Raw genomic sequence first — 20,292 nt, 5'->3', positions numbered from 1 at the left:
GAATCATCCCTGGCCAGGGCGGACACGTAAGGTTAGCCGCCCCGTGTGGCGCCGAAGGGCAAGGGGCATTTTCGTCAACCCGCCCCGGACGTGCCGCATTCATCGGCCGTTCATCCCGACGCCGCCGACCTGCACATCTGCTTCCCTAACGTCACCGCCGGACCGATTCCCGACACCATGTCGGCGCAGGCTGCGCCGGAGGAGGACGAAGTGCGCAAGCTGCTGCCGCTGCTGAGCACCAACCCGCACGGGGGCGGACGTTCCGCCCTCACCTGCCGTTACCGGTGCGGCGACGCCTGCTTCCACGAGGTGCCCAACACCAGCGACAACGAGTACGCCGGCGACGTCATAGCCGGTGCCCTGTCGCGCCGTTCCATGATGCGCACCGCCGCCGTCGTCACCGTCGCCGCCACCACGGGCGGGGCCGTCGTCGCCCAGGCGGCGACCGGGGGGCAGGAGGCCGCCGCCGCCACGCCCCGTACGCATGGCAAGAGCGACGGCGCCCGCGGCCTGCGCTTCACGCCCGTCGCGCCCAACCGGGACGACAAGGTCACCGTTCCCGCCGGCTACGCCCAGAGCGTCGTGATCCGCTGGGGCGAGCCCATCCTGCGCGGCGCGCCCGCCTTCGACCCGGACAAGCAGACCGCGAAGGCGCAGGCCGGGCAGTTCGGGTACAACAACGACTTCCTGTCCCTGCTGCCGCTGCACGGCGAGCGGGGCCGCCAGGTGCTCGTGGCGAACCACGAGTACACGGACGAGGTGCTGATGTTCAAGGGGTACGACCCCGAGAACCCGACCCGCGAGCAGGTGGAGATCGCCTGGGCCGCGCACGGCCTGTCCGTGGTCGTCGTCCAGGAGCAGCACCGCGACGGCAAGCTCACCCCGGTCACCCGCCACCCGCTCAACCGCCGCCTCACCGCGACCAGCGTCTTCCGGCTGACCGGCCCGGCCGCCGGCAGCCCGCTGCTGCGCACCTCCGCCGACCCGTCGGGCCGCAAGGTCCTCGGCACGCTCAACAACTGCGCCGGCGGCACCACCCCGTGGGGCACCACGCTGCACGGCGAGGAGAACTTCAACCAGTACTTCGCCAACGGCTCCTCCGCCACCGACAAGCGGTACGGCCTCGGCAGCGGCGCCACCGAGCGCAAGTGGGAGCGGTTCGACAAGCGCTTCGACGCCAAGCAGGAGCCCAACGAGTCGCACCGCTTCGGCTGGGTCGTCGAACTCGACCCGTACGACCCGGACTCCACGCCCCGCAAGCGCACCGCGCTCGGCCGCTTCAAGCACGAGGCCGCCCAGCCCCGGCTGACCGCCGACGGCCGCCCGGTCGTCTACATGGGCGACGACGAGCGCTTCGACTACTTCTACAAGTTCGTGTCGAGCAAGCGGATGATGAAGGGGAACTCGCGGCGCGCCCGTGAGCACAACCTCACCCTCCTCGACGAGGGCACGCTCTACGTCGCCAAGCTCACCGGCGACAGCCCGCAGGACGTCGACGGCACCGGGAAGCTCCCGAACGACGGCGAGTTCGACGGCAGCGGCCACTGGATCCCGCTGGCCACCGGCACGGAGTCGCACGTCCCCGGCATGACCGCCGAGGAGGTGTACGTCTTCACCCGCCTCGCCGGCGACAAGGTGGGCGCCACCAAGATGGACCGCCCCGAGGACGTCGAGCCGTCCCCGCGCACCGGCCGGGTGTACGTGGCACTGACGAACAACACCGACCGCGGCAAGCCGGGCAAGGCCGGGGCGGACGAGGCCAACCCGCGCAACCTCAACAAGCACGGCCAGGTGCTGGAGCTCGCCGAGAACTGGGACGACCCGGCCTCCGACGGCTTCGCCTGGCGGCTGTTCCTGGTGGCGGGCGACCCGGAGGACCCGGCGACGTACTTCGCGGGCTACCCCAAGGAGAAGGTCAGCCCCATCTCCTGCCCCGACAACGTGGCCTTCGACCCGTACGGCAACCTCTGGCTGTCCACCGACGGCAACCAGCTCGGCTCGCACGACGGCCTGTTCGGCGTGGCCACGCAGGGCGAGCGGCGCGGTGAGCTGAAGCAGTTCCTCACCGTGCCGACCGGCGCCGAGACGTGCGGCCCGATCATCCAGGAGCGCCGCGTCCTCGTCGCCGTACAGCACCCGGGCGAGGTGGACGGGGCGTCCGCCGAGAAGCCGGCGTCGGCCTGGCCCGACGGGCCCGGGAAGATCGTCCGCCCGTCGGTGGTCGCCGTCTACCGCAAGGACGGCCGCGACATCGGCGTCTGACGCACGGGCTCACGAGGTGGTGCGGCCGTCCCCGCGCCACCTCGTGTACTGCTCGGCGGGGTCCCCGGTGTACGCCCACGGCACCCAGGACGCCCGCCCGCCCAGCAGCGCGAACAGGTCCCGGTAGACCTCGGGCAGCCCCGCGTGACAGGCCGCGTGGACCAGGTAGTTCAGCGGCTCGACCTCCTCGGGGCGCACCGGCCCGGCCGCCCGCCCGCCGGTCCACCGGTCCCGGGTGCGCCGCACCTCCGTGGCCGCCAGCTCGTGCTTCCAGTGCTGGTCGAAGCCCCGTACCGGCCCGCGCCCCAGGGCGCCGTCGGCGACGTACCGGTACTCCTCCACCCGCGCGATCTGCACCAGCACCGGCAGGGGCGAGCCGGGCGGCGCCGCGCCCGCCGCGTCCCGCGCGAAGTCGTACATCGAGCCGTGCGTGCCGTGCCACCGCGCCGACCAGTAGCGCATCACCTGCACATGGCCCTCCAGGTTGTGCGGGTCGCGCCGGCGCAGCTCGTCCCACCAGCGCCGCAGCTCCACCCGGCCCACCCCGCCCGCGTACAGCCGCGCCACCGTCAGCAGCGACACCCACGGCATGGGGTCGGCCGGGCGGGCGTCGGCGGCGCCCAGGCACGCCATGACGGTGACGTCCAGCACCGCCCGGTCCACCTCCGTGCCGCGCCCGGCCGCGATGGCCCGGTCGAAGGCGCGGACGACCTCCGTCGCCGCGCGCAGCACCGCCGCGTCCGGGTCGTCCGGCTCGGCCGCCCGCCACGCCTCGACGGTGGTGCTGCCGGCCGCCGCGTGGGCGAGTAGCCGGACGCGGTGGGTGCGCAGGGCCCAGTCTTCCCCGGTGGCGCGCAGCAGGTCGCGTACGCCCTGCCAGCGGCCGATGACGATGTCGTGCCGGGCGTCGGTGAGGGCCCGGTCGCCCCGGTCGGGGTCGAAGTCCGGCGTGAGGCGCCCGGTGCGGTGGCGCCCGCGCCCGGGCCCGCGGTCCCGGTGCGGACGGCTGCGGCGTACGGACATGTGTCTCATCCCCCGGTCACGAGCGCGGTCGTGGTACCCGTCGTGCTGTTAGAAGTCCGTCGCGAGCGTTTCGTTCCCGTCGGCGCGGTTCCGTTCGCGCGGTGGCGCGTCGTACGGGCCCGCCGCCGCCATCGCCCGCACCGCGTCGAGCCGCGCGGGCCGGTAGTAGGGGCTGCCCTTCCGCCAGTACCAGGCCATCGGTACGACTCCGGCGGCCAGCCCGCCCAGCCCGATGGCGATGGAGGCGCGGGACAGCCCGTCCAGCGAGGCGAAGAAGACCCAGAGCATGAACGCGGCGCCCGCCAGCGGCCACGCGCCGCCGAGGACGAAGTCGCGGACGGACCGCAGCAGGGTGCCCCGGTAGGCGACCACGGCGGCGAGTCCGGCGAGCCCGTAGTAGAAGGCGATCTGGAGTCCCATGGCGTTGACGGCGCTGCCGAGGATGTCGCCCACCGAGCCGAGGGCGGTCGCCGCCGTGAACATCGCCAGCGCGACCGCGCCGACCGCCGCGATCGCCGCCCACGGGGTGTTCCAGCGGCGGTGCACGGAGCCGAGGGCGGCGGGCATGGTCCGGTCGCGGCCCATGGCGAACAGGGAGCGGGTGACCTGGATGAGCGTGGTCTCCAGGGTGGCGACGGTCGACAGCAGCACCGCCACGATCATCAGCTTCCCGCCGGGCCCGGGCCACACGGCGTCGCCGAGCAGCGCCAGGACGTTCGCCCCGCCCGCGGCGGCCTCCCCGGCGGGCAGGACGACGTTGACCGCGATGGTGAACGCCTCGAAGAGGAGGAAGACGACCCCGACGCCGGCGAGCGCCGCGAGGCCCGCCGTCCGGCGGCCGTCCCGGGTCTCCTCGCTGAGGTTGCTGGTGACGTCCCAGCCCCAGTAGGAGAACGCGGCGATCAGCGCGCCGGAGGCGAAGCCGGACGGGCCGTCGAAGTGCCCGAGGCCCAGCCACGACCAGTCGAACGCGGTGGCCGCGCCCCGGTGCAGGACGACCCCGCCGATGAACAGGACGAGGATGACGAACTCCACGCCGGTCAGCAGCAGTTGGGCCCGTACGGTGAGCCGCGCGCCGCCCAGGACCACCAGCAGCATCAGCAGGAACCAGCCGGCGCCGACGGCGGTGGCCGTGGTGGTGTCGGCGGCCCGCCCGGGGGCGAGCAGCTCCAGCGTGAGCTGCCCGGCGGGGAGCGAGCCGGCCACCATGAAGATGGTCGCCGAGACGATCAGCGCCCAGCCGGACAGGAAGCCCAGGGCGGGGTGCAGCGTCCGCCCCACCCACGAGTAGCTGGCGCCCGCGTTGACGTCGATCCGGCCGAGCCGGCTGAACGCCAGCACGATGCCGAGCATCGGTATCGCGCAGTACAGCAGGGCGGCGGGCGCGGCGAGGCCGACCGCGCCGACCAGGACGGCGGTGGTGGCGGCCAGCGAGTAGGCGGGCGCGCTGCCGGCGACGGCCATCACGACCGTGTCGAACGTCCCGAGGACGTTGGGCTGGAGCCCCCGTCCGCGCGCCGGCCCCCGCCCACCGGCCGGCCCCCTTCCGTGCGCCCGCCACCGCCCGCGCGCCCGGGGGCCGGGGACGCGGTCGGAGGCTCTGCGGGACGCCTTGCTCGGTCTGCTGCGCATGACGGATGTCCTTGTGTGGCACGGCACATGGCGGTGGTGCGGGGCGGACGCGGGTGGCGCGTCGGGGCGGGCGCGCGGGCGGCACGGGTGGGCGGGCACGGGCGAGACGTGCGCATCGTAGTCGGGCGGACGCGGTGCGGTGCCGGCGCCCGGAAGGAGGACGTCCGGAATGCGACGGCGGGTGGCGCGCGGAGGACGCCCGCGGTCGCGGTACCCGTGCCGGGCCCGCCACGGGGGAGCCGGTCGGGGGCACCCATGCCGGGCCCGCCACCCGGGGAGCCGGTCGCGGTACCCGTGCCGGGCCCGCCACGGGGGAGCCGGTCGCGGTACCTGTGCCGGGCCCGCCACCGGGGAGCCGGGGGTGGGAGATCCACTTGCCGGGCGGGGGCGGCGGGTGTGCTCTGGAGGGAGGCCAGCGGAAGGAGCGTGCCATGGCCTCTCACATCACGCTGCCCGGACGGCACCGCCGCCCCAAGGAGCGCACGACCCGGGAGCGCACGGCCCGGGGCGTCAGCAGGCCGACCGCCGGCGCCCTCGCGGTGTGCGCGGTGCTCTACGGCCTGTGGGCCGAGGTCGTCGTGCGCCACGGCGACGGCGCCTTCACCGGTGGGCAGGTGGTGCTCGCGGTGGTCAGCGCGGTGGTGTTCTTCGCCCTCTGGTACGGACTCGTCCGCTTCCGGTACGCGCTGCCGCGCGAGGCCCGGGCGGCGGCCTTCGGGCTGCTCTTCGGGGTGACCGTCGGCTTCCTGTACAGCCTGTCCGGGAACAGCGTCCTCACCGTCGCCGTGGCGTCGCTGTTCTGCGCGCTGGGGGCGGGGCTGGGGGCCTTCTACCTGTTCTACACACACGAGTAGCGCGCGATGTCCGGCCCGGCCATCGAGACGCACGGTCTGGTGAAGGTCTTCGGCGACAACCGCGCCGTGGACGGCATCGACCTGCGGGTGCCCGCCGGCACTGTGTACGGGGTCCTCGGGCCCAACGGCGCCGGGAAGACCACCGCCGTGAAGGTGCTGGCCACGCTGTTGCGGCCGGACGGCGGGGAGGCGCGGGTGTTCGGCCGGGACGTGGTGCGGGACGCCGACGCCGTACGGAGCCGGGTGAGCCTCACCGGGCAGTACGCGTCGGTCGACGAGGACCTCACCGGCACCGAGAACCTGGTCCTGCTGGGCCGCCTCCTCGGCCACGGCAAGCAGGCCGCGCGGGAGCGCTCCGCGCAGCTGCTGAACGCCTTCGGGCTGGCCGAGGCGGCGGGCCGGCAGGTCAAGAACTACTCGGGCGGCATGCGGCGCCGCATCGACATCGCGGCGTCCATCCTCAACACCCCCGACCTGCTCTTCCTCGACGAGCCGACGACCGGCCTGGACCCGCGCAGCCGCAACCAGGTGTGGGACATCGTCCGCGCGGTCGTCGCCCAGGGCACGACGGTGCTGCTGACCACGCAGTACCTGGACGAGGCCGACCAGCTGGCCTCGCGGATCGCGGTGATCGACCACGGCAGGGTGATCGCCGAGGGGACGAAGGGGGAGCTGAAGGCGTCGGTGGGCTCCGGCTCGGTGCATGTACGGCTGCGGGAGCCGGGGCAGCGGGCGGAGGCGGAACGGGTGCTGACGACCGCCCTGAACGCGACCGTGCAGCTCGACCCCGACCCGGTGGCGCTCACCGCCACGGTGGACGGTCACGGTACGGAGCTGGGCGCGGCCGAGCAGGCGGCGCGGGCGCTGGCCGAACTGGCCCGGGCGGGCGTCATGGTGGACAACTTCGCGCTGGGCCAGCCGAGTCTGGACGAGGTGTTCCTGGCGCTCACGGACCGGACGGACGCCCCGGAGCACCCGGGCACCCCGGAGCACCCGGGCGTCCCGGGCCACGCGCCCGCCCCGGGCCACGCGGGAGGTCCGGGCCACGCGCCCGCACCCGGCCGGGAGCCCGCGCCCGGCCGCGTACCCGGCACGGAGACGAACGGGGAGCGCACGCCATGAGCAGCACCCTCACCGACGACACCACCTTCACCGCGCCGCGCACCGAGGACCTGGCGGCGCTGCTGGTCACGGGTGAACGCCCGCCGCGCCCCAGCGCGCTGGCCGCGTCCCTGGCCTTCGGCCACCGGGCCATGCTGAAGATCAAGCACGTGCCGGAGCAGCTGTTCGACGTGACGGCGTTCCCGATCATGATGGTGCTGATGTACACGTACCTCTTCGGGGGCGCGCTGGCCGGTTCGGTCTCGGCGTACATCCAGTTCCTGCTGCCGGGGATCCTGACCCTCAGCGTCGTGATGATCACGATGTACACGGGTGTCTCGGTGAACACCGACATCACCAAGGGGGTCTTCGACCGGTTCCGTACGCTGCCGATCTGGCGGCCCGCCCCGATGGTGGGCTATCTGCTGGGCGACGTGGTGCGGTATCTGATCGCGTCGGCCGTGATGCTGGCCGTGGGGCTGGCGATCGGCTACCGCCCGCACGGCGGGGTGCTCGGCGTGGTGGCGGGCGTGGCGCTGCTGCTGGTCTTCTCGTTCGCGTTCTCGTGGATCTGGACGATGTTCGGTCTGCTGCTGCGCAGTGAGAAGTCCGTGATGGGCGTCAGCATGATGGTGATCTTCCCGCTGACGTTCCTGAGCAACATCTTCGTCGACCCGCGCACCATGCCGGGCTGGCTCCAGGCGTTCGTCAACAACAGCCCGGTGACGCACCTGGCGAGCGCGGTGCGGGAGCTGATGGCCGGGGAGTGGCCGGTCGCCGAGATCGCCTGGTCGCTGGGCTGGTCGGCGCTGTTCGTGGTCGTCTTCGGCGCGGTGACGATGCGGCTGTACAACCGGAAGTAGGACCGCCCGGGAAGCGGGCCCCGGGCCGGTTCGCTCAGCCGTCGCCGCGCACCACCACGACCGGGCACGGGGCGTGGTGGGTGACGTGCCGGCTCACCGAGCCGAGCAGCGCCGCCTTGATGCCGGTGTGGCCCCGGTCGCCGACGACCAGCAGCTCGGCGCCCTCGGCCCGCTCCAGGAGCGTCCGGGCCGCCGGGCCGGCCACCGTCCGGCGGTCCACCGAGGCGGCGGCGGACGCGCCCAGGGCGGCCGTCACCGCCGCGTCCAGCGTGTCCCGCGCGGCCTCCTCGGGGTCGGTCTCGGGCGGCAGGACGGGAGGCGCGGGGGAGAGGCCGGGCGCCGGGCCGGCCCAGCCGGTGGGCGGGTACTCCCAGGCCATGACCGCCTCCAGCGCGTCCCCGGTCAGCCCGGCCTGACGGGCGGCCCACCGCAGGGCCCTGAGGGACGGCTCCGAGCCGTCGACGCCCACCACGATCCTGCCCGCCGCCATCACGGCCTCCCGTCGTCCGCCGAGTCGCGCCCCCGGTCGAGGGGCACGGGGTTCTCCTTGCCCGCCCCGGCCCGGCCAATCACCGGCGTACGCCCTGGTGCATCCTCGTACACCCGGCCTCCTTCACCCGGCCAGGAGCTGCGAGCCGGGTACCCACCAGCCCTCGGCGTCCCCGTCGACCGCCCGCAGCATCAGCCGGCCGTCCACCAGGGCGCGCCGGTCGTACCGCACCGGGGTGTCCTTCGCGTACGTCACCGTCCGCTCCTCCGGCCCCCTGCGGCACACCACGCTCACCCCGGCGCGGAAGCGGGCGCGCCGCGCCGGCCGGTAGTCGGAGGCGCACCACTCGCCCGTGAGGTACACGGCGGGGTAGCGCTCCGCGACGTACCAGCCGTCGCCGGGCCCGTCGGCGAGCAGGTAGTGCACGTCCCGGCCCTTGATCCGGGTGCGGTGGGAGGCCGTCGCCCCGGCCGGGGCGCGCAGGTCGAGGGTGCGGGTCGCGGTGACGTGGCCGTCGTCGTCGTACCGCAGCAGGGTGTGCGTGCCCTCGGCGAGGTGCACCCGCCCGCCGTCCGGGCCGAGCGAGGGCGGCGGAAAGTCGTCCGCCAGCAGGTCCGACTGGGCGGCGAGCTGCTCGCTCCCGGACAGCCAGGACAGCCGGCGCAGCAGCGCGACGTGCACCGGGTGGTACGACCCGGTCGGCAGCCCGTGCGTGCGGCAGTACCGCGACAGCCAGCGCGGGTTGCGCAGGTGGGGGAACTCGGCGGTGAGGGTGGTCAGCGAGCCGTCGAACAGGTCGGCCGCGCGCCGGTCGCGGGTCAGGGCCCAGTAGTCCCACAGCCCGAGCGCGGCGAACATGAAGCCGTTGTACGTGAAGTCCGAGGTGCCGGGCGGGTCGACCGGGTACTCGTGGATCCACAGGTGCCGGTCCTCGTCCCGGGCGACCACCCACGGCGTCCCGCCGTCGTCCGCGGTCAGCGACCGGAACGCCCCGTCCGCCGCCCTCCGGTACGCCCGCCGCGCCTCCTCCGGCACCTCGCGGACCTGCGCGAGCTGCGAGAACAGGCTGAGCGCCTCGCCCTGCGCCATGCCCGAGTACCAGGGCGCCCGGTAGGCGATCCCGGAGTGCGTGCCGTGCGTGAAGTCGAAGGGGTACGGGAAGAACCACGCGCCCCGCCGCTCGTGCCGCCGCGCCACCACCCGGTCCGCCTGGGCCCGCGCCCGGTCGAGGAAGAACCCGTCGCCGGTGCGGCGGTGGGCCGCCAGGTTCTCCAGCCCCCACTGGATCTGCCCGACCGGGTGGTCGTGCTCGCGCCCCTCCCAGCGGAACATCCGCACCCCGTCGGCGTCCCGGGTGCCGGTGTCCTCCCGGGCGGCCACCCGGTCGCGCCAGGGCCGCATCGCGTCGGGCACGTCGAGCACGGGCCGGAAGCCCCGTACCGCGAACGCGAACGGCAGCCCGCCGGCCGCCACCGCCACCTCACCGGGCGCCTGTCGTCCCACGTAGAACCCACCTCCAGCCAGCCCCAGCGCGGCCGTGCCGCCACCCAGAACCCTCAAGAACCTCCTGCGGCTCCCCACCACGTTCCCCCCGCCTCGCCGGAACAGTCACTCACTGTTCCCCGAACGGCGGATCACGGTTCTCCCGCGCGCGCCCGCGAGAGGCGCCCTCGGAGGGGCCGCCGGGGGCGGATCGGGCACGTCCGTTGCCCCATCGGGCAACTCGCCCTGAACCGGGTCCCGTTGGTGGGAGCGTGGCCCTCATCACTCGGACACCGGGCGGCGCCCCCGTGGTGTGCTTCGGCGCGCCGGCGGGCGCCGGCCCCCCACGTGCATGGTGAGAGGGACGGAACATGACGAAGAACCACGGGTGGCGGTACGGCGGACGGGCGCTCGCGGCGGCGGCCCTGGCGTGCGGGGTCACCGTGACCGGGGCGCTCCCCGCGGCGGCGGCCGACGAGCCGAGCAGGCCGGAGCTGATGGCGGACTGCGCCTCGGGGCTGGGCAAGTGCACGTTCAACGAGCCGAAGCTCGGGGAGGCGTACCTCGGGGCCTTCCACCAGGTCTCCGACTCGCTGTACAACTGCTCCAGCTCCGACGCCAGCCAGGGCATGACGTGGACCGACACCGTCGGCTCCACCGACTCGGCGGGGGTCTCCGTCACCGCGGGCGGCAAGATCGCGGGCATCGTGGACCTCAGCGTGACGGCGACGTACAGCCACAGCTGGACCAGCAGCCACGCGGAGAGCAGCTCGCTCGACATGACGGTGAAGCCCGGCGAGGTGGGCTGGATCGCCCGGGCGCAGGTGATGCAGAAGGTCTCCGGGACCTGGCAGACCCACTACGACGACCCCAAGTGGGGCCACTACTACTGGTTCTTCCCGGACACCATCACCGGGCCCGCGAAGAGCGGCACCGACGGCAAGAGCAACGCGGTGGTCGTCCGGAGCCGCCCGATGACCGCGGCCGAGAAGGCGTCCTGCACGGCCGACGCCGCCCACCGGAACCGGGCGTTCGTCCAGCGCCGCTGAGGCGCCCCCACCCGGACCGCCGGCGCCGGCGCCGCTTCTTCCGGTCGCTGGAGCCGTCCGGCACCCCGCTGTTCCGGCTCGCCGTCCTGCTGGACCACCCGGCCGGCGCGTACGAGGAGACCCTGGCGTACGAGGAGAGGGCGCCGGCCCTGCTGCCGCGCCACGGCGGCCGGCTGGAGCGGCGGCTGCGCACCGCCGACGGCCTGTCGGAGGTCCACCTGCCGGCGTTCCCCTCCGAGGACGCCTGCCGCGCCTGCCTCGCCGACCCGGAGCGTACGCCGGACGGACGCCTCACCACGCGCGTGCTGGAGGTGACCGAGGTCCACGGCTGACACACTCGGGGCATGGCATCAGTGATCGCTGTGACCGGGGCGAGCGGCCGCGTCGGCGGCCGGGTCGCCCACCGCCTCGCCGGCCGGGGGGTCAAGACCAGGCTGCTGGGCCGGGACCCGGCCCGGCTGCCGGACCTGCCGGGCGCCGAGAAGGCCGGCCCCGCCCCGTACGGGGACGGCGAGGCGATGCGCCGCGCCCTGGACGGCGCCGACACGCTGCTCCTGGTCTCCGCGCACGAGAGCGCCGACCGCGTGCAGCAGCACCGCACGGCGATCGACGCGGCCCTCGCGGCCGGCGTGCAGCGGATCGTGTACGTGTCGTTCCTCGGCGCCGCGCCGCAGGCGGTCTTCACCTTCGCCCGCGACCACTGGCACACCGAGCGGTACCTGGAGGCCCAGGGCGTGCCGCACACCTTCCTGCGCGACAGCTGGTACCTCTCCGGCCTCCCCGCGATGACCGGCGCCGACGGGGTGCTGCGCGGCCCGGCGGGCACGGGCCGGGTCGCGGCGGTCGACCACGCGGACATCGCGGACGTGGCGGCGGCGGTCCTGCTGGACGACGGCGCCCACGACGGGGCGGTCTACGACGTCACCGGCGAGGAGGCGCTCACCCTCGCCGAGGTGGCGGAGGAGCTGTCGAGGGCGGCCGGCCGGGCGGTCCGCTACGTGCCGGAGACCCGGGCCGAGGCGTACGCCTCCCGCGAGGGGTACGGCGCCGAGCACTGGGAGGTCACCGGCTGGGTGACCTCCTACGAGGCCATCGCGGCGGGTGAGATGAGCACGGTCGCCGACACCGTCCGCCGCCTGGCCGGCCGCGCCCCGCTGACGCTCCGCGAGTACCTCGCCGCCCACCCCGAGTCCTGGGCGCACCTGGTGTGACGCGCCGGCCGGCCGTCCCCGCGCACGAGCCAGGCCCGGCGGACTGCATCTTTCGGTGCAGCGGAGGCTCGTCCGCGCTCATGACGCGGCCGGCCGGGGCCGCCGGGACGCTGGAGGGCATGACCGAGACCCTCCGACCGCCCGCCGGGGCGGCCCCCTCCACCCGCCGCCTCGCCCTCCTCGACGTCCTGCGGGGGGTGGCGATCCTCGGGACGCTGATGACGAACGTCTGGGTGTTCACCGGCCCGGGCGGCGAGTGGGGCGTCCTCCAGGGCACCCTGGGCGGGGCGGAGTTCGGCTCCGTCGCCGAGGCCGCCGGGAGCGTGTTCCGGCTGCTCGCGGACGGCAAGTTCCTGTCGATGCTGACGATCCTCTTCGGCGCGGGGCTGGCGATCCAGTACGGCTCCGCCGTGCGGCGCGGGCAGCCGTGGCCGGGCCGCTACCGGTGGCGGGCGCTGTTCCTGTTCGCCGAGGGCACCGTGCACTTCGTCCTGGTCTTCGCGTGGGACGTGCTGATGGGGTACGCGGTGACCGCGCTGCTGGTGGCGTGGCTGCTGACGCGCTCGGAGCGGGCGCGGCGGCGGGTGATGTGGTGGGCGGCCGGTGTCCATCTGACGCTGATGGGGCTGCTGACGGCCGCCCTGGCGGCGGGCCCGCCGGCCGGTGACGGGGGCGTGTCGCCCGAGGTCGCCGACCTGTACGCGCACGGCGGCTGGGCCGACCTGATCGCCTTCCGCCTCCAGAACGCCGTCGCCCTGCGGCTGGAGCCGGTCCTGACGTTCTTTCTGCTGCTGTTCCTCTTCCTGCTGGGCGTGCGGCTCTTCCGGGCGGGCGCCTTCGGCACGGACGGCGCGGCGCGGGCGATCCGGGCGCGGATGCTGCGCTGGGGGCTGGGCCTGGGCGTCCCGCTGAACGTGGTGGTGGCGCTGGCCGGGCCGGACTTCTTCCTGCTGGGCCGGTACGGGGCGGCGCCGCTGATGGCGGTCGGCTACATCGGGCTGATCGGCGCGGCCGTGGACCGGGTCCGGCGGCCGGGGCTGCTGACGCACGGGCTGACGTCGGTGGGGCGGATGGCGCTCACCGGGTACGTCCTGCAGAACCTGATCTGCGTGACCGTCGCGTACGGCGCCGGTCTCGGCCTCGCCGCCCGGCTGGGCGGGACGGAGAACCCCTGGTGGGTGATGGGACTGTGGGCCGGGGTGTCGGCGGTGCTGCTGGTGTTCTCCACCCTCTGGCTGCGCCGCTTCCCGGCCGGTCCGCTGGAGTCGGTGCAGAAATGGGCGCTGCGCCGGGCGTGAGGGCCGGGGACCTCAGCCGGTGAGCGGGCCGCGGGCGCCCAGGGTGCGTACCGCGTCGACGATCAGGTCCCAGAAGGCCGCGGCGTCCACGCCCGTGCCGACCCGGGCGTTGGCGGGGCGGCCGGTGACCCCGTCCAGGTCCACCACCGTGGCGCCGCGCGTGTGCGTCCCGGTCAGCTCCACGGCCACCGCGGCCGGGACGGTGCTGACCAGGCCGGGCGCGACGAGGTGCGCCACGGTCAGCGGGTCGTGCAGCGGCGGCGCGGCGAGGCCGAAGACCTCCCGGTAGGCGGCGCCGTAGAAGGTGAGCAGGTCGGCGCAGACCTCCGCCAGCGGGGTGCCGAGCGCCCGCAGCCGGGTGAGCACCTCGGCGGAGGCCGGGACCTGGTGGCTGACGTTCAGGCCGATCATGGTCACGTCCAGGCCGCTGGAGAACACGATGTCGGCGGCCTCCGGGTCGGCGGCGATGTTGAACTCGGCGGCCGGGGTGCGGTTGCCGCGCCCGGTGGAGCCGCCCATCAGAACGATCCGGTCCACCCGTTCGGCGGCCAGCTCCGGGTGGGCGAGCAGGAACGCGGCGATGTTGCTCAGCGGCCCCGTCGGCACCAGCGTGACCGGGCCCGGGTGCCCGAGGAGCGTCTCGCGGATCAGGGTGATCGCGTCCCGGGGGTCCAGCGGCACCGCCGGCTCACCGAAGCCGGGGCCGTCGAGACCGGACGCCCCGTGGATCTCCGGGGCGGTGATCCCAGCCCCGTGCAGCGGCCGGGCCAGCCCCGCGGCGACGGGCACGCCCCCGATCCCGGCGACGGTGCACACGCGGCGGGCGTTCAGGGCGGTCTTCCCTACGGGCGCGTTGCCCGCGACGGTGGTGATCGCGAGGAGGTCGACGGCCGGGTGGGCGGCGGCCAGCAGGAGGGCGAAGGCGTCGTCGTGCCCCGGGTCGCAGTCCAGGATCACGGGGATGGGTGTCATGGAGGCAGTCCTGCCCGGTGACGCCCACCCCCCAATCACCGGGTGCTGCGGCGCCGTACCCACCACAGGGCGCCCGCCGCCAGGAACGCCGACCCGACGAAGGTCGCGGGCAGCAGCAGCGACCCGTCACCGGACCCGCCGTCCCCGCCGGTCGGCAGGGTGGCCACCGACACCGCGTCCGTGGGCGGCGCGCCGGGCGCGGGGCGGCCCGGGGGCGCGGCGGCCGGGGAGCGCGGCGACCGCGCGGGCTGCGGCGCCGCGGCGGCCCGCGCCGGGAGCGCGGCGCGCGGCGGCAGCAGGGAGCCCACCGGGCGGGCGTGCGGCGCGGCGGCGAAGCCCCAGTCGAGCAGCGAGCGGGCCTCCTCGTACACGGCGTACGCCCCGCCCTGGCGGGGGTTCATCACCGACACGACCAGCGTGCGCGAGCCCTTGCGGGCGGCGGCGATCAGGGTGTGGCCCGCGTGGGTGGTGTAACCGTTCTTCACCCCGAGGAGGCCCGGGTAGCGCCGGACGCCGTCGGCACCGGTGAGCAGCCGGTTGGTGTTGCGGATGCCGAAGGACCAGCGCCCGGCGGGGAACTGGGCGTAGGGCGTGGCGGCGTAGCGGGCGAAGTCCGGGTTCCGCAGCCCGGCGCGCCCGAAGACCGCCAGGTCGTACGCGGACGACACCTGGCCCGGCGCGTCGTAGCCGTCCGGGGAGACCACCCGGGTGTCGTGGGCGCCCAGGGACCGGGCGGTGGCCTGCATCTTGCGGATCGTCGCGTCCCAGCCGCCGTTCAGGCCCGCCAGGACCCGCACGGCGTCGTTGCCGGAGCTGAGGAACACCCCCCGCCACAGGTCGGCGACCCGGTAGGTGACCTCCTCGCGGACGCCCACCAGGCTGCTGCCGTCGCCGATGCCCCGCAGCTCGTGCTCGCTCACGGTGTGCTGCCGCTCGGCGGGCAGACCGGGCAGGGTGGCCAGCGCGAACAGGGTCTTCAGCGTCGACGCGGGCGGCAGCCGCCGGTGCGCGTCGCGCGCCGCCAGCACGTCACCGGTCGCGGCGTCGGCGACCAGCCAGGACCGGGCGGACAGCCGCGGCGGGGCCGCCACCGTGCGCGGGACGCGCGCCTGGGTGCCCGCCCGGTGCAGGAGCGCCGGGTCGGCGCGCACGGCGACGGGCGGCGGGACCGGCTCGACGGGACGCGGACCGGTCGCGGACGAGGCCGGCGCGGACGGGAGCAGCAGCAGGGCCGCCGCCACGAACGAACTGACGATCATTCAGCCACCGTAGGGACGCGGCGGACGGGGCGCCGAGCGGTGTGCCGCCGACCGGAGTACCCCGGTCGCCCGGCCGCCCGCATTAGTCGGTCCTCGTGGGGCACCTGCAAGGGGGCCCCAGGGACTCCCGTCACCCGTACCTCAGGAGGAACGACATGAACACGGTCCTGCGCGACAAGGTCTTCATGCGGCTTCTCTCGCCGGAAGGCCGTGAGCTGCCCGTGCTCGCCCACCTCGGCTACGACCCGCGCGACCCCTACGCGGTCACCGTCGGCTTCACCCACGGCGGCTTCGTCTACGCCGAGTGGCGCCTGGACCGCGACATGCTGCGGGACGGCACCGCGCACCCGGTCGGCGAGGGCGACGTCCGGATGTGGCCGGTGCTCAACGGCACCCGGGAGGAGCTGCGCATAGAACTGCTCCACACCGCCGTCTTCACGGTGTGGGTGCCCTCCCTGCGGCGCTTCCTGGAGCGGACGTACGAGGAGGTCCCGGCGGGCCGGGAGCGGCTGGAGGACCTGGACGCGTTCCTGGCGGAGCTGCTCGCCGCCGGGTGAGCGCCGGGCCCCGGGGTCACCCCAGCAGCGGCGCCGCGGCCGTCGCCGCGCCCAGCGCCGCGCCCGCCACTGTCTGCGCCACCGTGTGGTACCGCAGCGCCACCCGGGACCAGCACACCGCCACCGTCATCGCGTACGCCCCCAGCCACCAGGGCGAGTGGACCGCCGACAGCAGGGCGACCACGGCGGACGCGACCGCCGAGTCGACCGAGATCTTCCACACCGTGTTGACCGCCAGCAGCCCCACCGTCATCACCCACAGCGCCAGCATCGCCCGCAGGATCCCCGCCGGGGCGTGCCCCAGGACCATGACCGCCGAGCCGGTGCCGATGGAGCCGAGGATCACGAAGAAGATCGGCGCCCGTTTGGTGCGGTCGACGACGTGCCGGTCGCCCCAGGTGCCGCGCGAGCGCTCCCACTCGATGTAGCCGGCGGGCACCAGCCCCGCGCAGAGCGCGCCGAGGAGCCCCCACAGCAGCCCCGACCAGTGCCCGGCCGCCGCCCACCCGAGGGCGAGCATGCCGACGAGCAGCACATTGCGCGGCTGGAACACGTCGGTGACCACCCGCGCCGCGGACCGCGCGCCGACCCTGCCCCCGTCACCTGCGCCCGTGTCCATGTCCGTGTCCGGGGTCGTGCCCGTGCCGGCGCTCACGCGGTGCGCTCCAGGGGGGCGAGGAGCCCGCGCGCCCGGGCCGTGTCGGCCTTCCGGTACGCGACCGCGACCCGTACCAGCCACGCCACCTCGCCGTCCTGGTCGGTCGCGTGCTTCTGCTCGACCGCCGCGGCCCTCCCGGCGGGCGCCCCGTCCGCCTTCGCGGCAAGCGCGGCCTTGATCCAGTACGCGTCGGCCAGCGGCCCCGGCCCGCCCGCCGCCGAGGTGGCGGCGCCGACCAGGCCGTCGGGGACGTAGTGGCGCAGCTTCTCCACGGCGTCGGCGATGTCGGCGGCCCACCGGTCGACCCGCAGGTCCGCCGGGGTGTCGAAGCGGGTCAGCTCGCGCAGCAGCGGCGCCGGCGGCTCGAAGGGCTGGTCGGGGAAGGCGGTCATCAGCGCGTGCCACAGCGGGTGCAGCGTCGCCTGCGCCCGCCACAGCTTCACCCGCCGCCACCCCTTGCTGAACGCCGGGATGGAGGCGCCCACCGCGAAGAGCGCGAACAGCACGATCTGCGCCAGCTCGGTCGCCTTGTCGAAGGACTGGGCGAAGGAGTGGCCGGGGCGGTGGACGACGCTGGCCCACAGGAACAGGGTGCGGCTGACGGTGTAGGCGACGCCGATGAACATGGCGGCCGTCATCATCCCGAGCCCGATCCGCAGGTGCCGCAGCCGGGCGTCGCCGGTCGCCAGCGCCCACTGGTAGGCGCAGACGGCGGACGCGGCGCCGAGGTAGAGGTAGAAGACGCTCATGTAGAGCGTGGCGCCCCACTGGCCCGCGTGGTCGGAGACGAACCGGTCGGAGGGCTCGGACCGGTCGACGACCGTGAAGAACAGCACGGTCAGCAGGATCAGCGTGGCGACGGACGCCTTGGCCGCCACCTGCTGCACGGTCCGCGCGAACCGCACGTGCCGGGGCACGCCGCCCTCCGCCGGGTAGTGCCCGTAGATGGCGACGATGTAGCTGAGGATGGCGAGGATCGCGACGGTGGACGTGTAGTGCTTGATGAGGACGGCGAGGTCCACGACCGGGCTGTCGTTGAGGCCGGTGCGCACGGCCTCGGTCTTGGTCCACAGCGCCGCGGCGAACCCGGCGTAGCAGCCCCACAGCGCCCGGCGGCGCCGGTCCTCCTCGTCGCCCCACAGGGCGGCGGGCATGCGCCACAGGGCGACGGCGGTCATCAGGCCGGCTATGAGGTAGCCGGCGACGTCGAGCGCGCTCACGGATCGGCCTCGGTCCTCGGGGTGGGATCGGTCGGGTGGGTCGGGTCGGTCGGGTGGGGCGGGTGCGTGGGGGGACGGTCCGGCTCTACTCGGCCCGGCCGACGGGCCGTTCACGCCGGAAGAGGCCGCGGCGCCGGTGAGCGACGGGTCTCGACAGGGAGTTGGCGAGCCGCCCCACCATGTCATCACTGGTCATGTCCCGTGCCATCCGGGGGATCAGCGAGGCGCCGAACTCGGCCACCCGCTCGTCGTGCGTGTCGTACTGCGCCCGCGCCTGCACGGTGGTGTCCGGGCCCAGCATCCGGGAGATCAGCGAGGCGTCGAAGACCGGCAGCAGCCGGCTCAGCCGGTCGGCGTCCAGGGACGTGCCGTGGTCGAACCACTCGTGGCACAGCTCGTGCAGGATGACGTGCTGGGTCTGGTACGCGGTGGGGCGCCGGCGGTACAGGACGAGGCTGGTCGTCCCGGTGGTGAGGCGCAGCCCGCACGCGGCGTTGACGCGCGCCAGGCTGTCGGGCAGCTCGCGCAGGACGATGGTGCGGCCCCGCGCGGCCTCCATGTTGGCGACCAGCGCCTCGATCGAGAAGGGTGCCGGGATGGGGAGGTCGGCCAGTCCGGCTTCGCACTCTCTCCGCAGCTCGCGCATGGACATGGGCGCCTCTGGGGCCTCTCGTTCGGCTCGCCCTCCTGACGTGCGCGAGTTTACCGGCCGTCCGGATTCCCCCCGCCGGGCTCGTCGCCCCGGCCCGCCCGGTGCTCGTCCCGCGCGGTCTCCTCCAGCAGGGACAGCGCGAACTGCAGCAGCTCCGCCGGGATTCCGGCGTCGTCGTTGCCGCGCGCGGCGATGCCGCTGATCTCCCCGGTGCGCCGTCTCGCCAGGAACTGGAGGCCCGCCAGGACGTCGTCCACCACCTCCGACTCGTCCTTGAAGAACCGCCAGTCGACGCCGAAGCCGAGCCCCAGCGCCTTGAGGATGTCCTCGGAGGGGTGGGTCACCTTGCCCGCGAGGATGTTGGAGAAGTAGCTGTGGGACAGGGACCCGCCGCGCTCCTTCACCAGGTCGGCGAAGACCCGGCCGGAGATCTTCCGCCCCGGGAAGGTCTTCTCGACCATGTACGCGACCTTCTGCTGCAACGTCCGCAGTTCGGGCGTCCGCTCTTCGCCGTTGTCCATCCGGGTCCCCATGTGTTCTCGCACCGGCTCGCGCCGGCGCGCATCGGCGACAAAGCGGAGCAACCTGCTCCCTGCCGCAGAACCAGACTTGCGCAACCACTCTACGTCACTGTTAACTCGAAAAAACACGGGCAGGGGGCCACGAGGGGAGTCCCTTGCCCGTGCGGCACCCCGTCATGCCCGGCAGCCCCCCGACAGGGGTGTAGCCCATCGCGACGGGGGATGCACGATGGGCTACGCCCGCATTATGGCACTCCACCGGAGCGCGCGGGCGGTCGCCCCGCCGTTTCCGCGCGCCCCCGCTCGGCGCGCACACCTCCGTACCGCTCGCTAGCGTGACAAGTGCGCACCTACCACTCAGGAGTGGAAAAAGAGGGAACGATCATGGCACTGCAACCCGAGGGCACGCCCTGCTGGGCGGACGCGATGTTCGCGGACGTCGAGGGCGCGAAGCGGTTCTACGGTGACGTCCTGGGCTGGACGTTCGGGGAGTCGAGCACCGAGTTCGGCAACTACACGCAGGCGTACGCGGACGGCAAGGCGGTGGCCGCCGTCGTCCCGCCGATGCCCGGCGCGGAGGAGCAGTCCGCCTGGTGCCTGTACCTCGCCTCGCCGGACGTGGAGGCCACCGCGCGGAAGATCCGCGACAACGGCGGCCAGATCCTGATGGAGCCGATGAAGGTCGGCGACTTCGGCTCGATGACCCTCGCCCGCGACCCCGGCGGGGTCGTCTTCGGCGTCTGGCAGGGCGGCACCCACGAGGGCTTCGACGTGCGGGGCGTCGACGGCGCCTTCTGCTGGGCGGAGGTCTTCACCCGGGAGCCGGACAAGTCCGACGCCTTCTTCCCCGCCGTCTTCCCGTACACCGCCAAGGCGATGGACATGGACGCGCACGGCGAGGAGTTCCGGACCTTCCACGTGGACGGCGACCCCGTCCTCGGCCGGATGCGGATGGGCGAGGAGTTCCCGGCGGACGTCCCGCCCTACATCAACGTGTACTTCGGCGTCCCGGACTGCGACGCCGCGTGCGCCACGGCCGTCGAGCGCGGCGGCGCGGTCGTGTGGGGCCCGATGAACACCCCCTTCGGCCGGTTCGCGAGCATCCTCGACCCGCACGGCGCGACGTTCTCCGTGATCGACGGCAGTACGACGGAGGGCGAGATGCCGGAGATGAGGGACATCTGAGGG

The 20,292-nt window shown here is 74.4% G+C and carries 19 protein-coding genes; 9 read left to right on the top strand and 10 right to left on the bottom strand.

The genetic code is table 11. The features are described 5' to 3' along the window. Positions 1-210 precede the first annotated feature (210 nt). The gene (locus ACF08D_RS21690; RefSeq protein ID WP_392224722.1) at positions 211-2,262 is read left to right on the top strand and encodes a PhoX family protein; all 2,052 of its coding nucleotides are present in this window, start codon (positions 211-213) and stop codon (positions 2,260-2,262) included. Positions 2,263-2,271: 9 nt separating this feature from the next. Here the strand turns inward: ACF08D_RS21690 and ACF08D_RS21685 are convergent, their stop codons facing one another. Together ACF08D_RS21685 and ACF08D_RS21680 are read right to left on the bottom strand one after the other, a co-directional pair. Then, on the bottom strand, positions 2,272-3,285 hold the full coding sequence (locus tag ACF08D_RS21685; protein ID WP_392224379.1) for a hypothetical protein: 1,014 nt from the start codon (positions 3,283-3,285) through the stop codon (positions 2,272-2,274). A 48-nt stretch (positions 3,286-3,333) separates the two neighbouring features. Next, on the bottom strand, positions 3,334-4,917 hold the full coding sequence (locus ACF08D_RS21680; RefSeq protein WP_392224378.1) for an APC family permease: 1,584 nt from the start codon (positions 4,915-4,917) through the stop codon (positions 3,334-3,336). A gap of 431 nt (positions 4,918-5,348) precedes the next feature. On the opposite strand from ACF08D_RS21680, the gene ACF08D_RS21675 reads away from it, so the two are divergent. The 3 genes from ACF08D_RS21675 to ACF08D_RS21665 are packed head-to-tail and all read left to right on the top strand — an operon-like array spanning position 5,349 to position 7,735. Next, positions 5,349-5,771: a hypothetical protein gene (locus ACF08D_RS21675; RefSeq protein WP_392224377.1), complete on the top strand. Its 423-nt coding sequence runs from the start codon at positions 5,349-5,351 to the stop codon at positions 5,769-5,771. Positions 5,772-5,777: 6 nt separating this feature from the next. Then, entirely contained in the window at positions 5,778-6,893 is a 1,116-nt protein-coding gene (locus ACF08D_RS21670) for an ATP-binding cassette domain-containing protein (protein ID WP_392224376.1), read from the top strand. Next, positions 6,890-7,735, top strand: a complete 846-nt coding sequence (locus tag ACF08D_RS21665) for an ABC transporter permease (RefSeq protein ID WP_392224375.1) — start codon at positions 6,890-6,892, stop codon at positions 7,733-7,735. Before ACF08D_RS21670 ends, ACF08D_RS21665 begins: the two co-directional genes overlap by 4 nt. A gap of 34 nt (positions 7,736-7,769) precedes the next feature. On the opposite strand, the gene ACF08D_RS21660 is transcribed toward ACF08D_RS21665, so the two are convergent. Both ACF08D_RS21660 and ACF08D_RS21655 read right to left on the bottom strand, forming a co-directional pair. Continuing rightward, positions 7,770-8,225, bottom strand: coding sequence for a universal stress protein (locus ACF08D_RS21660; RefSeq protein WP_392224374.1), 456 nt, complete (start codon positions 8,223-8,225; stop codon positions 7,770-7,772). 123 nt (positions 8,226-8,348) lie between these two features. Then, positions 8,349-9,728 (bottom strand): D-glucuronyl C5-epimerase family protein, encoded by a 1,380-nt coding sequence (locus tag ACF08D_RS21655; protein WP_392224373.1) that lies wholly within the window; start codon positions 9,726-9,728, stop codon positions 8,349-8,351. A 350-nt stretch (positions 9,729-10,078) separates the two neighbouring features. On the opposite strand from ACF08D_RS21655, the gene ACF08D_RS21650 reads away from it, so the two are divergent. The 3 genes from ACF08D_RS21650 to ACF08D_RS21640 all read left to right on the top strand — a co-directional run bounded on the left by ACF08D_RS21650 (position 10,079) and on the right by ACF08D_RS21640 (position 13,265). Continuing rightward, complete coding sequence (locus ACF08D_RS21650; protein WP_392224372.1) at positions 10,079-10,756, top strand: hypothetical protein; 678 nt, start codon at positions 10,079-10,081, stop codon at positions 10,754-10,756. A 344-nt stretch (positions 10,757-11,100) separates the two neighbouring features. Continuing rightward, a complete protein-coding gene (locus tag ACF08D_RS21645; RefSeq protein WP_392224371.1) occupies positions 11,101-11,967 on the top strand; it encodes an SDR family oxidoreductase in 867 nt (288 codons plus the stop codon). A 119-nt stretch (positions 11,968-12,086) separates the two neighbouring features. After that, positions 12,087-13,265 carry a DUF418 domain-containing protein gene (locus ACF08D_RS21640; protein ID WP_392224370.1) on the top strand — a complete coding sequence of 393 codons (1,179 nt, stop codon included), beginning with the start codon at positions 12,087-12,089 and terminating at the stop codon, positions 13,263-13,265. 12 nt (positions 13,266-13,277) lie between these two features. On the opposite strand, the gene ACF08D_RS21635 is transcribed toward ACF08D_RS21640, so the two are convergent. After that, positions 13,278-14,237 (bottom strand): nucleoside hydrolase, encoded by a 960-nt coding sequence (locus tag ACF08D_RS21635; protein ID WP_392224369.1) that lies wholly within the window; start codon positions 14,235-14,237, stop codon positions 13,278-13,280. Between the two features lie 35 nt (positions 14,238-14,272). After that, complete coding sequence (locus tag ACF08D_RS21630) at positions 14,273-15,496, bottom strand: D-alanyl-D-alanine carboxypeptidase family protein (protein ID WP_392224368.1); 1,224 nt, start codon at positions 15,494-15,496, stop codon at positions 14,273-14,275. Between the two features lie 155 nt (positions 15,497-15,651). Here ACF08D_RS21630 and ACF08D_RS21625 point away from each other — a divergent pair, with 155 nt between their 5' ends. Then, a complete protein-coding gene (locus ACF08D_RS21625; RefSeq protein WP_392224367.1) occupies positions 15,652-16,053 on the top strand; it encodes an SsgA family sporulation/cell division regulator in 402 nt (133 codons plus the stop codon). Positions 16,054-16,069: 16 nt separating this feature from the next. Here the strand turns inward: ACF08D_RS21625 and ACF08D_RS21620 are convergent, their stop codons facing one another. From ACF08D_RS21620 to ACF08D_RS21605, 4 genes are all read right to left on the bottom strand, one after another. Continuing rightward, positions 16,070-16,672 (bottom strand): hypothetical protein, encoded by a 603-nt coding sequence (locus ACF08D_RS21620; RefSeq protein ID WP_392224720.1) that lies wholly within the window; start codon positions 16,670-16,672, stop codon positions 16,070-16,072. Between the two features lie 32 nt (positions 16,673-16,704). Then, complete coding sequence (locus ACF08D_RS21615) at positions 16,705-17,931, bottom strand: MAB_1171c family putative transporter (protein WP_392224366.1); 1,227 nt, start codon at positions 17,929-17,931, stop codon at positions 16,705-16,707. An 85-nt stretch (positions 17,932-18,016) separates the two neighbouring features. Then, positions 18,017-18,583: a toxin gene (locus ACF08D_RS21610; protein WP_392224365.1), complete on the bottom strand. Its 567-nt coding sequence runs from the start codon at positions 18,581-18,583 to the stop codon at positions 18,017-18,019. Positions 18,584-18,633: 50 nt separating this feature from the next. Next, positions 18,634-19,104: a hypothetical protein gene (locus tag ACF08D_RS21605; protein WP_392224364.1), complete on the bottom strand. Its 471-nt coding sequence runs from the start codon at positions 19,102-19,104 to the stop codon at positions 18,634-18,636. 384 nt (positions 19,105-19,488) lie between these two features. On the opposite strand from ACF08D_RS21605, the gene ACF08D_RS21600 reads away from it, so the two are divergent. Further along, the gene (locus tag ACF08D_RS21600; RefSeq protein ID WP_392224363.1) at positions 19,489-20,289 is read left to right on the top strand and encodes a VOC family protein; all 801 of its coding nucleotides are present in this window, start codon (positions 19,489-19,491) and stop codon (positions 20,287-20,289) included. Positions 20,290-20,292 lie beyond the last annotated feature (3 nt).

The sequence above is a fragment of the Streptomyces sp. NPDC015131 genome (genome assembly GCF_043079975.1).
Lineage (GTDB): Bacteria > Actinomycetota > Actinomycetes > Streptomycetales > Streptomycetaceae > Streptomyces.
The sequence above is the reverse complement of the archived record's forward strand: the minus strand, read 5'-3'. Positions and strand labels throughout refer to the sequence as shown.